Origin of the sequence: Acidovorax sp. 107 (assembly GCF_003058055.1) — a bacterium.
Lineage (GTDB): Bacteria > Pseudomonadota > Gammaproteobacteria > Burkholderiales > Burkholderiaceae_C > Acidovorax.
Genome location: NZ_QBTZ01000001.1, coordinates 4,803,367 through 4,817,434, shown reverse-complemented (window position 1 = coordinate 4,817,434; position 14,068 = coordinate 4,803,367). Strand labels below are relative to the sequence as shown.

11 protein-coding genes are annotated in these 14,068 nt (G+C 66.9%); 4 read left to right on the top strand and 7 right to left on the bottom strand.

The features are described from left to right. Window positions 1–115: 115 nt before the first annotated feature. Complete coding sequence (locus C8C99_RS22465) at window positions 116–997, bottom strand: alpha/beta hydrolase (protein ID WP_056639947.1); 882 nt, start codon at window positions 995–997, stop codon at window positions 116–118. A gap of 192 nt (window positions 998–1,189) precedes the next feature. Here C8C99_RS22465 and C8C99_RS22460 point away from each other — a divergent pair, with 192 nt between their 5' ends. From C8C99_RS22460 to C8C99_RS22450, 3 genes are all read left to right on the top strand, one after another. Continuing rightward, the gene (locus C8C99_RS22460) at window positions 1,190–2,107 is read left to right on the top strand and encodes a LysR family transcriptional regulator (protein WP_056639950.1); all 918 of its coding nucleotides are present in this window, start codon (window positions 1,190–1,192) and stop codon (window positions 2,105–2,107) included. A 161-nt stretch (window positions 2,108–2,268) separates the two neighbouring features. Beyond that, the gene (locus C8C99_RS22455) at window positions 2,269–2,550 is read left to right on the top strand and encodes a VF530 family DNA-binding protein (protein ID WP_015013353.1); all 282 of its coding nucleotides are present in this window, start codon (window positions 2,269–2,271) and stop codon (window positions 2,548–2,550) included. A 6-nt stretch (window positions 2,551–2,556) separates the two neighbouring features. After that, window positions 2,557–3,048, top strand: coding sequence for a hypothetical protein (locus C8C99_RS22450; RefSeq protein ID WP_108626925.1), 492 nt, complete (start codon window positions 2,557–2,559; stop codon window positions 3,046–3,048). On the opposite strand, the gene C8C99_RS22445 is transcribed toward C8C99_RS22450, so the two are convergent. The 3 genes from C8C99_RS22445 to C8C99_RS22435 form a co-directional block, all read right to left on the bottom strand. Next, window positions 3,014–3,973 (bottom strand): alpha-E domain-containing protein, encoded by a 960-nt coding sequence (locus C8C99_RS22445; RefSeq protein WP_056639955.1) that lies wholly within the window; start codon window positions 3,971–3,973, stop codon window positions 3,014–3,016. The genes C8C99_RS22450 and C8C99_RS22445 overlap by 35 nt on opposite strands. Window positions 3,974–3,975: 2 nt before the next feature. After that, on the bottom strand, window positions 3,976–5,499 hold the full coding sequence (locus C8C99_RS22440; protein ID WP_108626924.1) for a circularly permuted type 2 ATP-grasp protein: 1,524 nt from the start codon (window positions 5,497–5,499) through the stop codon (window positions 3,976–3,978). Between the two features lie 85 nt (window positions 5,500–5,584). Continuing rightward, window positions 5,585–8,152, bottom strand: coding sequence for a DNA internalization-related competence protein ComEC/Rec2 (locus tag C8C99_RS22435; protein ID WP_108626923.1), 2,568 nt, complete (start codon window positions 8,150–8,152; stop codon window positions 5,585–5,587). 136 nt (window positions 8,153–8,288) lie between these two features. Here C8C99_RS22435 and C8C99_RS22430 point away from each other — a divergent pair, with 136 nt between their 5' ends. Then, the gene (locus C8C99_RS22430; protein ID WP_108626922.1) at window positions 8,289–8,747 is read left to right on the top strand and encodes a RidA family protein; all 459 of its coding nucleotides are present in this window, start codon (window positions 8,289–8,291) and stop codon (window positions 8,745–8,747) included. 124 nt (window positions 8,748–8,871) lie between these two features. Here the strand turns inward: C8C99_RS22430 and C8C99_RS22425 are convergent, their stop codons facing one another. The 3 genes from C8C99_RS22425 to C8C99_RS22415 form a co-directional block, all read right to left on the bottom strand. Beyond that, a complete protein-coding gene (locus C8C99_RS22425; protein WP_108626921.1) occupies window positions 8,872–10,638 on the bottom strand; it encodes a methyl-accepting chemotaxis protein in 1,767 nt (588 codons plus the stop codon). Between the two features lie 207 nt (window positions 10,639–10,845). Next, window positions 10,846–13,203: a DNA topoisomerase IV subunit A gene (gene parC / locus C8C99_RS22420; protein WP_108626920.1), complete on the bottom strand. Its 2,358-nt coding sequence runs from the start codon at window positions 13,201–13,203 to the stop codon at window positions 10,846–10,848. After that, a complete protein-coding gene (locus tag C8C99_RS22415) occupies window positions 13,200–14,054 on the bottom strand; it encodes a lytic transglycosylase domain-containing protein (RefSeq protein WP_108626919.1) in 855 nt (284 codons plus the stop codon). Before C8C99_RS22415 ends, parC begins: the two co-directional genes overlap by 4 nt. Window positions 14,055–14,068: the final 14 nt, after the last annotated feature.

The following is a 14,068-nucleotide window of genomic DNA, read 5'->3' as shown; positions in this document are numbered from 1 at the left end:
GGCCGGAAATCAAGGTAAAAAAAGGAAGGGGGCTCGCGCCGAGCCCGCATTTCTCTGCCTCCACCCAAGGTGAAGGTCAGCAGCTTTCAGGGGTATGAAAGGGTGTCAGGGGCCGTCAGGACGGCACCGGACTTCGCGTGGCCGCGAAGAACTGCCGGAACTGCTCCTGCGCACCCACCGCACAAGGGCATTCGTGTGGGCCGGTCTGCAGCAGGGCATCGGGCCACTGCGGGTTCTTGGAAAACACGTGGCGGGTGACCGACAGGCCGGCAGCCTCCAGCCGGGCCGCGTAGGCCAGCGCCTCGTCGTGCATGGGATCGGTGTCACCCACCAGGATCAGCGTGGGCGGCAGCCCCGCCAGGCGCTGTGCGCCGGCCGGCACGGCATAGGGGTGCTCGGCATCGCGCGGGCAGCGCAGAAAGTTGCGCCAGCCCTCGGTCCACTTGCAGCCCGTGGAATCCCCCGTGGCCTCGCGCAGCGACGCGGTGCCCACACAGGGGTCCAGCATGGGCGACAGCAGAATCTGCCCGGCCAGCGGAGGGTGCGACTGGTCGCGCGCCATCAGCGCCACGGCCGCCGCCAGGTTGCCACCGGCTTCTTCGCCCGCCAGGTACACGGCAGCGCCCTGCCCGCCGAGCTTGGTACGGTGCTTGTGCACCCACTTGAGCACCCCGTAGCCCGTGTCCACCGGCTGCGGAAACGGCGTGAGCGGATACGCGACCGACACCACCACCGCCCCGGCGCTCTCCAGCAGCGAGGCCACCGTGCAGCCGTTGTCCAGGTCGCCCGACATGAAGGCCCCGCCATGGAAGTGCACGACCACCGGCGACGTGTGGCCGGTCTTCTTGCGGCCGTACATGCGCACGGCCACGTCCTGCCCCTGAGCCACCTCAATGGTGGAATCGGTGCAGACGGACGAAGCCGCACCAGACGCCTTGGCAGGCGCCGCAGCGGGCTGCGTGGGCAAAGAGGACGAGGACGGGTGGTCGGGCTGCATGGCAGGTACCCAGTAGTTAGGTGATGAGGTGGAGGATCGGTTGACGATGGATGAAATGTAGTGGCTTGGGCTTTTCTGATAAACAGGTCAAACACCACCGCACTGTTTCCAAAAGCTCAACAATCAAACCGAGGTGCCCGTGTGAGAATTCCTCAGCACCCAATCTGGGTGCTGATGACTCAAGGAGAAGCCATGGACCAGATTCAGGCCATGCGCATATTCGTGCGGGTGGTGGAGGCCGGTACGTTTACCCGGGCAGCAGATTCGCTGAACCTGCCCAAAGCCACGGTGACCAAGCATGTGCAGGCGCTGGAGGAGCGGCTGCGCGTGAAGCTGCTCAACCGCACCACGCGCCGCGTGACGGTGACGCCCGACGGCGCAGCCTACTACGACCGCACGGTGCGGCTGCTGACCGACCTGGACGACATCGAGGCCAGCATGACCAACGCGCGCGCCAACCCGCGCGGGCGGCTGCGCATCGACGTGGGCACATCGGTGGCACAGTTGCTCATCATTCCGCACCTGGCAGAGTTCCATGCCCGTTACCCGGACATCCAGGTGGACCTGGGCGTGAGCGACCGCACGGTGGACCTGATCGGCGACAACGTGGACTGCGTGATCCGGGGGGGCGAGCTGAGCGACCAGTCGCTGGTGGCGCGCCGCATTGGCAACCTGGAGTTCATCACCGCCGCCGCGCCCGCCTACCTGGAGCGCAAGGGCACCCCCACGCACCCGCTGGAGATCGAGGAGAAACACGCCAGCGTCATCTACTTCTCGCCCCAAAGCGGGCGGCACTACCCGCTGGAGTTTCGCCGGGGGGATGAGTCCATCGACATCACCGGCCCTTACCAGCTGAGCGTGAACGAGGCCAATGCCTACGTCACCTCCATCGTGGCGGGCCTGGGCATTGGCCAGATCACCAGCTGGCAGGCCCAGCGCTACCTTGACAGCGGAGCCCTGGTGCAACTGCTGCCCGACTGGACCCAGCCCCTGCTGCCCGTGTACGTGGTGTACCCCCCGAACCGCCACCTGAGCGCCAAGGTGCGCGCCTTTGTGGACTGGGCGGCCGAGCTTTTTCAGCGGGAAGACCATCTGCAACGCAAAGCCTGACCCGCACTTTGGGCCGCTGTGCGTCGCCCCTCTGAGGTTGACAGGAACCGTGGTTTGGCAGCTTCAGCCTTACAGTGGCGCCAGTGGGTTTCTCGCCTGTGGCACACGACGGGGGCCACATCCAGAGTGTGGACACGTTCCCAGTCTGTATGCTTGGCGCCATGAGCACTCCAGAGACCCCGCCGCCCGCCCCGCCGGCCAACAAGCCCGCCCAGCCGCGCAATCCCCTGCACGGCGTGACACTCGAAGCCATGGTTGTGGGCCTGGCCGATTACTTTGGCTGGGATGAACTGGGGCGGCAGATTCCCATCCGCTGCTTCCAGATCGACCCCAGCGTGGGCTCCAGCCTCAAATTCCTGCGCAAGACCCCCTGGGCGCGCGAGAAGGTCGAAAGCCTCTACCTCTTCATGCTGCGGGACCAGCGGCGCAACGCGCAGGAATGACCTGCGATGCACGCCACCCCACACCAGACACCACCAGCCCAGACGGCGTATTCAGCGCAGCTGAGCGCTCGGTATCGCAATTTTTTGGTACCCCTGCTGACGCTGTGCACCGTGGGTGGCTTCAATGCGCTGCTGGTGGCCCGGTCTGGAACGGGTGATGCGGGTTGGTGGCCGGTGGCCTGGCTGGCCACCGTGTTCCTGGGGATTTTCTTCAGTGCCGCCTTCATGGCCATGGCGGGTCGTCGCAAGCTCCCGGTGGCCTACGGCATCGCTCTGGGTGCGTTTGTGGGTCTGGGACTCACGGCCTATGGGGTTCTGGTGGCGAGCCTGCACGCCCCTTGGGGCGTGGCAATGCCCGACTGGCTGCGCGGCACGCAGGCAAAGGCCTTGCTGGGATCACCCTGGGCCCCACTCCTCCCCTACGGAGCGGGGCTGGCTTTGCATGGCGCAGTCCTGCTGGTTTTCAATCGCCGGACGTCACCAGGAAATCGCGGCTGATCCCCCCCCCGAGGTCGTTGACCCGGTCCAGAAACTGCGTGAGGAACGCATGCAGGCCGGTGGCCAGGATCTCGTCGATGCGACCGTACTGCAGGTCGGCCAGCAAGCGCCCTGCCCTGCGGCTCGTTTCGGCGGACTGGCCGTTGGCCAGCACAGCCAGGTTGTCCACCACCTCGCGCAGGCAAGCGTGCAGCGAGCGCGGCATGTCGCGGCGCAGGATCAGCAGGTCGGCCACACGGCCGGGCGTGATGACGTCGCGGTACACCTTGCGGTACACCTCGAACGCCGACACGCTGCGCAAGATCGCGCTCCAGTGGTAGAAGTCGCTCTCCTGGTTGCGCTCGCTGGGCCGGCCAAAAAAGTCGTTCTTGACCGCATGGAACTTCACATCCAGCAGGCGCGCAGTGTTGTCCGCACGCTCCAGGAAGGTGCCCATGCGCAAGAAGTGAAACGCCTCGTCCTGCAGCATGGTGCCCAGCACCACGCCACGCGACAGGTGCGAGCGGTATTTCACCCACTCAAAGAACTGGCCCGGATCGCGCTCAAACGCGCCACCTTGGAGCTGCCGGTGCAGCTCCAGCCAGGTCTGGTTCTGGGTCTCCCACACCTCGGTGGTCAGCGCACCGCGCACAGCGCGTGCGTTCTCGCGCGCTGCGCGCAGGCACGACAGGATGGACGATGGGTTGTTGCCATCGCGCACCATGAACTCGAGCACGTTGGCGGGCGTGACCTCGCCATGCTTGGCGGTGTAGGCAGGGATGAGCTCGCTGATGGACAGCAGCCCCTCCCAGCCGGCCTGCGCCGCGTCAGCGGACTGGGGCAGCAGGGACATTTCATAGCTCACATTGAGCATGCGCGCGGTGTTCTCCGCCCGCTCGGTGTAGCGGGACATCCAGAACAAATGGTCGGCGGTACGGCTCAGCATGTTCAGAAGCTCCCTTGCGATTGACTTTGCGACTGACCCTGGGATTGGGACTGCCCTGCCTTGGATGACGCAGCGGTCGCCCCCTCGCCCAGCACCCAGGTGTCCTTGGTACCCCCGCCCTGCGAGGAATTGACCACCAACGAACCTTCCTGCAGCGCCACACGCGTGAGCCCACCTGCCACCATCTGCACCTCTCGCCCACTGAGCACGAAGGGGCGCAGGTCGATGTGGCGCGGGGCAATGCCGCTCTCCACATACGTGGGGCAGCTGGAAAGGCTGAGCGTGGGTTGCGCGATGTAGCCCGAGGGGTTGGCGATCAACGCGCGGCGGAAGTCTTCGATCTCGGCCTGCGTGGCGGCCGGGCCGATCAGCATGCCGTAGCCGCCCGCGCCGTGCACTTCCTTGACCACCAGGTCCTTGAGGTGGGCCAGCACATGCTGCAGGTCGTCCGGCTTGCGGCACATCCAGGTGGGCACGTTTTTCAGGATGGGCTCTTCACCCAGGTAGAAGCGGATCATCTCGGGCACATAGGGGTACACCGATTTGTCGTCGGCCACGCCCGTGCCCACGGCGTTGCAGATGCCCACGTTGCCCGCGCGGTAGGCCTCCATGAGGCCGTAGCAGCCCAATGTGGAATTGGGACGGAACACCTGCGGGTCGAGGAAGTCGTCGTCCACGCGGCGGTAGATCACATCCACCCGCTGCAGGCCGCGCGTGGTGCGCATGTAGACGAACTTGTCCTTGACGACCAGGTCCTGCCCTTCGACCAGCTCCACACCCATCTGCTGGGCCAGGAAGGCATGCTCGAAGTACGCGCTGTTGTGCATGCCGGGCGTGAGCACTACCACCGTGGGCTCGTCGGCCGTGGCCGGGGCGCTGGCGCGCAGGGTTTCGAGCAGCATGTCGGGGTAATGCGCCACGGGCGCCACCTTGTGCAGGCTGAACAGCTCGGGGAAGAGCCGCATCATCATCTTGCGGTTTTCAAGCATGTAGCTCACGCCGCTGGGCACGCGCAGGTTGTCTTCCAGCACGTAGTACTCGCCGTTGCCCTGGGCATCGGGGGCACGCACGATATCGATACCGGCGATGTGCGCGTAGATGTCTTGGGGCACATGCACGCCAGCCATCTCGGGGCGGTACTGCGCGTTGTTCAGGATGAGGTCGGCAGGCACGATGCCGGCGCGGATGATGTCCTGGCCGTGGTACACGTCATGGATAAAGCGGTTGAGCGCGGTGACCCGCTGCACCAGCCCCTGCTGCATGCTGCTCCACTCGTGGGCGGGGATGATGCGGGGGATCAGGTCGAACGGAATCAACCGCTCGTTGCCAGCGCCGCCTTCGTCCTTGGCACCGTACACGGCAAAGGTGATGCCCACGCGCCGGAAGATCATCTCGGCTTCGGCCCTGCGGGCCTGCATCACGTCAGGGGGCTGTTTGCTCAACCACTGCGCGTAGCGCTTGTAGTGCTCCCGCACGTCGCTGCCGTCAAACGGCAGCATGGCGTACATCTCGTCAAATTTCTGCATGAACGGGCCTCCTGCGTTCAGGATAGCAATTTGTGAGCCCGCCTCGGCACAACACCCCTGGCGGCGCTGCGCCATCGACCCCAGGTCAGCCGTCCCGTGGCACCATGCGGTGCTGCCAATAGCGCTCGCCGGTATCGCGTTCGCAGCCCACCTGCCCAGGCTGTGACGAGGACCACCGGGCCGCCCCGCAGCGCGAGGACTCCACCACCGCAATGTGGCGCTCCAGATAGCGCTGCAGCACATCCGGCGCCGGGTGGCCAAAGCGGTTGCGATACCCAGCCTGCACCAAAGCGGTGCGCGGCTGCACGGCCTCCAGAAAAGCCGCCGACGACGAGGTCTTGCTGCCATGGTGGGGCGCCAGTAGCAAATCGGCCCGCACCGGTGCGCCACGCGCCAGCAGGGCCTGCTCCTGCGGCGCTTCGATGTCGCCTACCAGCAAGGCGGATGCGCCCTCGGTGCCTGCGGCGGAGATGCGCAGCACGCAGCTGAGCGCGTTAGGGCGCGGTGGCTTGGCCGCCCCCGGGGCGTCGTCGCCGGGCAGGGGGTGCAGTACCTCAAACACCACACCATCCCATTCCCAGCGCTGGCCGGCCAGGCAGGGCCTGCTCGGGCGCAAGCGCTGCAGGGCGTGCTCAGCTTCGATGGAGCCGGTGAGTTCGGCACGGGGTTGCTGGGCCAACACGGCCGCCGCGCCGCCCGTGTGGTCGGCATCGCGGTGGCTGAGCATGAGCACATCCACCTGCTCGCCCAACGCCCGCAGCAGCGGCACCAGCACGCGGTGACCCGCGTCGCTCTCGCGGCTGAAACGCGGACCCGCGTCGTAGAGCAGCGTGTGGTTGGCGGTGCGTACCAGCACGGCATTGCCCTGGCCGATGTCGGCGGCCAGCAGCTCAAACTGCCCCGCTGCGGGCCGCGCGGGCTGCCACCACAACACCGGCAGCAGCAAAGGCAACGCGAGCAAACGCAGGCGCCAGGGCAGGCGCATGGCCAAGAGTGCGCCCCCAGCCACCGCCGCCACGCCCGCCCAGAGCGGCGCTGCGGGCAAAAACACGGCAGCCCAGGGCCACTGCACCAGCCATTGCAGCAACGCGGTGAACGGCTGCAGGCTGAGGGCCGCCGCGCTCCACAACGGCGCCCACAGCACGCCACCCAGCGCCAGCGGCGTGACCACCAGCGTGACCCAGGGGATGGCCACCAGGTTGGCCACAAAACCCACCAGCGACACCTGGCCAAACAGCAGCAAGCCCAGGGGCGTGAGCGCGAGCGTGACCACCCATTGCTCACGCACCAATGCATAAAAATGGCCTGTAGCGCTAATACTACTTGCCTCAGCAGCTATCGGATTGGTAGCAAACAGCACGCCCACCGCCACAAAGCTGAGCCAGAAGCCCGCCTGAGCCAATGCCCACGGGTCCAGCGCCACCACGGACCCGCAGGCCAGCAGCCACACCTGCGGCCAGGGCCAGCGGCGCCCGCTCAGCTGCAGCAGCCCCACGATGGCCAGCATGGTCACGGTGCGCTGTGCGGGCACGCCCCAGCCGCTGAACAGCGCGTACGCCGTGGCCAGCAGCACACCCGACACCAGCGCGGCAGATTGCGCTGGCACCGCCAGGCTCAGCCGGGGCGAGCGCCGCCACAGCGCCCTCACCACCAACGCCGCCAGCCAGGCAAACAACGTGATGTGGAGGCCCGAAATGCTCATGAGGTGGGCCACCCCGGTCGCGCGGAACACATCCCAGTCCGCACGGTCGATAGCGCGCTGGTCGCCCGTGACCAGCGCCGCCACCACGCCTGCAGTGCGCGTGCGAGCCGTGTCGGTGTTGTCATTGCCCGACCCATCTCGCCCAAACACCAGACGCTCCAGGATGGCATCCCGCACGCGCTGGCGCAGTTGCTCCACCGGGTACTGCCAGGTGGCGGCCACGCGCACCGGCGGCTCGTCCTTGGGGCCGGCGCGCACATAGCCTGTGGCCTGTACGCCCTGCTCCCACATCCACAGCTCATAGTCAAAGCCGTGCGGGTTGCGCAGGCCATGGGGTGCCTTCAAGCGCACGGTGATCTGCCACCGCTCGCCCGCCCGCACCGGCGCGGGCTGGCGCTGCAGGTCCAGCACCTCGCCCCCACCGCCAAAGGCGCCGCCATACCAGGCCACGTCGATCTGCGGCGGCATGGACACGGGCGAGCCTTGCAGCGTTGCAGCCTCCACCGCCATGCGCCAGCGGGTGCCTGCCTCGTTGACCTGCGGCATGGAGGCCACCACGCCGGTGATGCGCAGGTCCTTGCCCTCAAGGGCCGCAGGCAAGGCCTGGGCCTGGTAGGCCGCGGCCCGCAGGCCGGTGCCGCCCGCCATGGCCAGAGCCCCCGCCAGCAACATCAGCCAGGGTGCCATGGCAATTGCGCTGCGAGCCCGGCGCAGCCCTAGGTGCCGCCGCGCAGCGGCCACCGCACCACCGCCCAGCAGCAGGCCGGCCGCCAGCATCCAGCCATAGGCCGCAGCGGACCACAGTGTGGGCTGCTGCAGTTGCAGCGCAGCCCCCGCCACCACGCCCAGCAACACAGCGGGCAACAGCCAAGGACGTGGGGGCAAAGGCGCCGCCACCCCCTGGCCTGGGGCGGACAGCGGCGCGGCATTAGGGGCGCTTATGGCGGACATGCGCTGATGCTAATGCGCCGCCAGGGCCTGCCACGTCGGCGCGAGGGTGGGGGGCTGTGTAACACTTACCGCGCTCGGCGGCCTGTACACCAGACCGCTCTCGTCTATCCACCCGCACTTCCTAACGAGGACCACCATGAGCGTTTACGACAAGCTGAATGAACTCAACATCACCCTGCCCCCCGTGTCGGTGCCCGCTGCCGCCTACGTGCCCTATGTGCAGACCGGCAACCTGGTGTTTCTGAGCGGCCACATCGCCCGCAAGAATGGCAAGCCCTGGGCCGCACAGTTCGGCCGTGACATCGGCACCGAAGAAGGCAAGCAGGCCGCACGTGCCGTCGCCATCGACCTGATGGGCACGCTGCAAGCCGCCTGCGGTGGCGACCTGAACCGGGTCAAGCGCATCGTCAAGGTGATGAGCCTGGTGAACTCCACCGGCGACTTCACCGAGCAGCACCTGGTGACCAATGGCGCCAGCGAACTGCTGGGCCAGGTGTTTGGCGAAAAGGGCGTGCATGCCCGCAGCGCCTTCGGTGTCGCCCAGATCCCCATGGGCGCATGCGTTGAAATCGAACTGATCGCCGAACTGGCCTGACCGCCCCGAGGCCCCACGCCCCAGCAAAAAACCCATGGCATCGCTGCCATGGGTTTTTTTGTCAGCGCGGAGCAGGGGCCGGCCGTGGCGGTCTGCGGCAGTCGGCACCGCACAGCCCGGTGCCTCAGAAAGACTCCCAATCCTCCTCCGCACCGGCCGTAGCGCCCTGCCTGGCGCCAGGCGACGGCGCGGGCGCCTTGGCCAGAGCCGTCGGGGCACCTCCCCCTTTTTTGATTGCTGCGGCCGTGGCGAACGCTTGGGGCGTTGCGCGAGTCGCAGGCATGGTGGACGTCGCCTTGGCGGCACCGCGTGCGACCCCAATGGCAACCTGCGCGGGCCCGTAGCTGGCCGCGTTCACCTTGAACATAGACACCTCGCGTGCCAGGTGATCGGCCTGCTCGCGCAGGCTCTGCGCCGCTGCGGCGCTCTCCTCCACCAGCGCGGCATTCTGCTGGGTCATCTGGTCGAGGTTGCTGATCGCCTTGTTCACCTGCGACACCCCCGCGCTCTGCTCGGACGATGCGGCAGTGATCTCGCCGATCATGTCGGTCACGCGCTGCACCGACTGCACGATGTCGGTCATGGTGGTGCCCGCGTCAGACACCAGGCGCGAACCCGTCTCCACCTTTTCAACCGACGCACTGATGAGCTGCTTGATCTCCTTGGCCGCCTCGGCACTGCGCTGGGCCAGGCTGCGCACTTCGCTAGCCACCACGGCAAATCCGCGCCCCTGCTCCCCCGCCCGCGCGGCTTCCACCGCTGCGTTGAGCGCCAGGATGTTGGTCTGGAACGCAATGCCGTCGATCACGCCAATGATGTCCGCAATCTTCTTGCTGCTGTGGTTGATGTCCTCCATGGTGGCCACCACCCGGGTCACCACCTCGCCGCCCCTGCGCGCCACACCGGTCGCTCCCGCTGCCAGGCTGCTGGCCTGCTGGGCGCTGCCTGCGCTTTGCTGGATGGTGCTGGTGAACTCCTCCATGGCCGCAGCAGTCTCTTGCAGGTTGCTGGACGTCTGCTCGGTACGGGCCGACAGGTCCTGGTTGCCCGTCGCGATCTCGGCACTGGCAATGGCGATGCTGTCCGTGCTCTGGCGCACCTGGTGCACCATGCGCCCCAGCGCATTGCTCATGGCATAGAGCGAGCGCAGCAGGTCGCCAAATTCGTCGCCCCGCGTGACGGCCTCTTGCAGGCTCAGGTCGCCGCCCGCAATGCGCTCGGCCAAACCATTGGCCTGGGCCAAAGGCCGCTGGATGCTGCCGATCAGGTAGTACGCGCCCACGATGATGGCCAGCAACAGCAGGCCCACGGCCACCGCCGCGAACTTGACGGTGAGCATGCGCGAGGCCGCCATCTCCTGCTGCTTGGCGGCAGCGGTCTGTTGCTGCTGCTGCACAAAGTCGCGCAGGGCTTGCAGGTAGGTGGCCACGGCCGGGTTGTATGACTGTTTGACCAGGGCAATGGCCTGGTCCTGCTGACCGTCGGCCTTGAGCTTGCGGGCCTGGCCGCGCAGGTCGATCATGGCTTTACGGGCCTGGGCGATCTTGGCCATTTGCGCCTTGTCTGCCTCCGACAGGGCCATGGCCTCCAGCGACTTCTGCACCTCGGTGATCTGCGCCGTGGTGGCCGCAATCACATCCTTGAACTCGGCTTCCACCGCCGCTTCACTGCTGACAATGAGTGCCTGGGTGCGGGCTGCATTGGTCTCGGTCAGGCCTGACCAGCGGATCGCGGCCTGCACACGGGCTTCCATGTCCTGGGCCATCGCATCGGCCTCGGCCTGTACCTTGGCCGACCGGTAGCCCGAGAAGCCCACCACGGCGGCCAGCAGCACCACGATCAGCACCACCGCCAGCCAGAGTTTGTGCGCCATCCGGAACTGTTTGGGCATGGGTGTCTCCCGAAGGGTTGTGTTTGTGTACAGATGTTGCTCTTTTTTTAACCATCGCACAAACATCCCGCCGCGGCATCAGGGTCTGCCCTTGCCCTGCACGGAGCTCGCCTTGGCGCCCCTACACAGAGCCCGCATCCTGCGCCGCTGGCAGGGCAGGCCGCGACCCCGCACTGGGCAGACGACCGAGCCCCGTAGCGGAAGCGGCTATTCGACGCGCGTCACTGTCTGGGGCTTGAAGCCCAGGTCCGCCGCCTTGCCCTTGCGGCCGCGCGCGGCACGGGCATTGTTCAGGCTGCGTATCTCCAGCGTCTCATCGCGCTGCTTGCCGCCCCGGCCAATGCCATCGAGGCGAATGCTGCGCGTGTAGGCGGCAGCGCCTGCGAGCTGGTCCTTGTCTTCCAGGTCGATCAGCATCAGCCCCCGGCCACCATTGGCCATGGTCTTTAGCTCGGTGATCTCGAACGTGAGGATGCGCCCGCCCGTGGACGCACAGGCCACATGCGTGGCAGGCAACAACGGCTTGCCGCCTGTGGTGCCCGCGGCGTGCGAGGGCACACACACGGTTTCGCCCTCGCCCAGGGTGATGAAGGCCTTGCCGCCCTTCTGGCGCGAGACCATGTTCTCCACCGCTGCCAGAAAGCCGTAGCCCCCAGAGTTGGACAGCAGCAGCGTGGCGTTGGCGGGCCCCGCAAAGTAGTGCAGCAACTGCGTGCCTGCTTCCAGCTCAATCAGCGTGGTCACCGGCTGGCCATCACCCCGGGCGCCCGGCAGCAGCGACACGGCCACCGAGTACACGCGGCCATTGCTGCCAAAGGCCAGCAGGGTATCGACCGTGCGGCATTCAAACGTGCCGTACAGCCCGTCGCCCGCCTTGAAGGCAAAGCTGGCGGCCTCGTGGCCGTGGCCGGTGCGGGCGCGCACCCAGCCCTTTTGCGAAACGACCACCGTGACGGGCTCGTCCACCACCTTCACTTCGGCCACAGCCTTTTTCTCGGCCTGGATCAGCGTACGGCGAGCGTCGGCAAAGGTCTTGGCGTCGGCCTCGATCTCTTTCACCATGGTGCGGCGCAACGAGCCTGGGTTGTTCAGGATGTCTTCGAGCTTGCCCTGGCTTTCGCGAAGCTCTTTCAGCTCCTGCTCGATCTTGATGGCTTCAAGCCGCGCGAGCTGGCGCAGGCGGATTTCGAGGATGTCCTCGGCCTGGCGGTCACTGAGGTTGAAGCGTGCAATCAGCGCGGCCTTGGGGTCTTCGGCCTGGCGGATGATGGCAATCACCTCGTCGATGTTGAGCAGCACCAGCTGCCGCCCTTCGAGGATGTGGATGCGGTCCAGAACCTTGTTCAGCCGGTGCTGGCTGCGGCGGGTGATGGTGGTCTGGCGGAAGGCGATCCACTCTTCCAGCATCTGGCGCAGCGACTTCTGCACAGGCTTGCCGTCGAGCCCCACCATGGTGAGGTTGATGGGCGCCGAGGTTTCCAGGCTGGTGTGGGCCAGCAGCGCGGTGATCAGCTCTTGCTGCGGGGTCTTGCCCGTCTTGGGCTCAAACACCAGGCGCACGGGCGCGTCCTTGCTCGACTCGTCGCGCACCACGTCCAGCACGGCCAGCATGCTGGCCTTGAGTTGCGTCTGGTCCTGGCTCAGCGCCTTCTTGCCCGCCTTGACCTTGGGGTTGGTGATCTCTTCGATTTCTTCCAGCACCTTCTGCGTGCTCACGCCGGGCGGCAGTTCGTTGACTACGAGCTGCCACTGGCCGCGCGCCATGTCTTCGATCTTCCAGCGCGCGCGCACCTTGAGGCTGCCCCGGCCGGTGCGGTAGGCGTCGGCAATGTCGCCCGCACTGCTGATGATCTGGCCGCCACCGGGGTAGTCCGGGCCGGGCACGATGGCCAGCAGCTCTTCCTGGCTCAGTGATGGCGTCTTGATGAGCGCAATGCAGGCGTCGGCAATCTCGCGCAGGTTGTGGCTGGGGATCTCGGTGGCCAGGCCCACGGCGATGCCGCTGGCGCCGTTGAGCAGCGCGAATGGCAGGCGGGCAGGCAGTTGGCGGGGTTCGTCCGTACTGCCGTCGTAGTTGGGCATGAAATCGACCGTGCCCTCATCGATTTCGTCGAGCAGCAGGCTGGTGATGCGCGACAGGCGCGCCTCGGTGTAGCGCATGGCGGCGGCGCCATCGCCGTCGCGGCTGCCGAAGTTGCCTTGGCCGTCGATCAGCGGGTAGCGCTGCGCAAAGTCCTGCGCCATGCGTACCAGCGCGTCGTAGGCCGACTGGTCGCCGTGGGGGTGGAAGCGGCCCAGCACATCGCCCACCACGCGGGCGCTCTTGACGGGCTTGGCGGCCGTGTTGCGCGTGGGGCCGCTGTAGCCCAGGCCCATGCGGTCCATCGAATACAAGATGCGTCGCTGTACGGGCTTGAGGCCGTCGCACACATCGGGCAGCGCACGGCCCTTGACGACCGACAGCGCGTACTCTAGGTAGGCGCGCTGGGCGTAGCCCGCCAGGCCCAGGGAGTCGCCCCCGTCATCGCCTGCAGTGGTGAAATCAAGAGTGGGTTGGTCGCTCATTCGTTCGGAATCGTCGGTAAGGGTTCAAACGCGGTCTGCGGCGCGCTGCGGGTCTGTGCCACCTGGGAGGGCGGCAGGTTGCCCCGGTTCTGCGCGCCGCCCGACAGCTCCATGCGCACGCGGCCCGGCAGGGCACGCTGTGTCAGCACGGGCGCTGGCGGCTTGAGCTGGGCGTACAGGCCCAGCACGGTGCGCACGTAGTTCTGCGTTTCCTTGAAGGCCGGAACCTGGTTGCCCGCCTTTTGCACGGCGCCTTCGCCGGCGTTGTAGGCGGCCACGGCCAGATCCATGCGGCCGGGGAACAGGTCCAGCAGATGCCGCAGGTAACGGGTGCCAGTGGGCACATTCACCGCCGGGTCGGCCAGCTTCTGTTCCACCGTGCGCTTGGCGTCGCTGCTCACGCCAAAGCGGTTGGCGGTGGCGGGCATCACCTGCATCAGGCCCACGGCGCCCTTGGGCGACACGGCGGTGGCGTCAAAGCCGGACTCGGTCGCGATCACGGCCTGCAGCAGCTCGTAGTCCACACCGTGTTTGGCAGACGCAGCGCGCAGGTGGTGTTTGACGCGTTTGTAGTCGGGGGCGATGTCGAAAAACGCCAGCAGGCGCGCGCCCGCTGCGGGCAGCGCATAGGGCATGGGCGACGCATTGGCAGGCGCATCGCGGGTGGAGTCAAAGTCGTTGCCGCGAAAAAACAGCTGGTAGCGCGCATCGACCTGCTCGGCCGCAAAGTGCGTCACGCCGCGCTCGTCCACATGCGCCCACAGATCTGCGTGGGCCGCTTGCTGCAAAAAACAGAGCAAACAACCCAATACATACCAGCGCAAGCGGCCGATTTGGCGAAATGAGGTCATGGCAGGCAGCGCGG

Excerpts from the sequence above, each read along its gene's own strand:
- C8C99_RS22465 (WP_056639947.1), bottom strand. The coding sequence starts at position 997 with ATGCAGCCCGACCACCCGTCCTCGTCCTCTTTGCCCACGCAGCCCGCT.
- C8C99_RS22460 (WP_056639950.1), top strand. The coding sequence starts at position 1,190 with ATGGACCAGATTCAGGCCATGCGCATATTCGTGCGGGTGGTGGAGGCC.
- C8C99_RS22455 (WP_015013353.1), top strand. The coding sequence starts at position 2,269 with ATGAGCACTCCAGAGACCCCGCCGCCCGCCCCGCCGGCCAACAAGCCC.
- C8C99_RS22450 (WP_108626925.1), top strand. The coding sequence starts at position 2,557 with ATGCACGCCACCCCACACCAGACACCACCAGCCCAGACGGCGTATTCA.
- C8C99_RS22445 (WP_056639955.1), bottom strand. The coding sequence starts at position 3,973 with ATGCTGAGCCGTACCGCCGACCATTTGTTCTGGATGTCCCGCTACACC.
- C8C99_RS22440 (WP_108626924.1), bottom strand. The coding sequence starts at position 5,499 with ATGCAGAAATTTGACGAGATGTACGCCATGCTGCCGTTTGACGGCAGC.
- C8C99_RS22435 (WP_108626923.1), bottom strand. The coding sequence starts at position 8,152 with ATGTCCGCCATAAGCGCCCCTAATGCCGCGCCGCTGTCCGCCCCAGGC.
- C8C99_RS22430 (WP_108626922.1), top strand. The coding sequence starts at position 8,289 with ATGAGCGTTTACGACAAGCTGAATGAACTCAACATCACCCTGCCCCCC.
- C8C99_RS22425 (WP_108626921.1), bottom strand. The coding sequence starts at position 10,638 with ATGCCCAAACAGTTCCGGATGGCGCACAAACTCTGGCTGGCGGTGGTG.
- parC (WP_108626920.1), bottom strand. The coding sequence starts at position 13,203 with ATGAGCGACCAACCCACTCTTGATTTCACCACTGCAGGCGATGACGGG.
- C8C99_RS22415 (WP_108626919.1), bottom strand. The coding sequence starts at position 14,054 with ATGACCTCATTTCGCCAAATCGGCCGCTTGCGCTGGTATGTATTGGGT.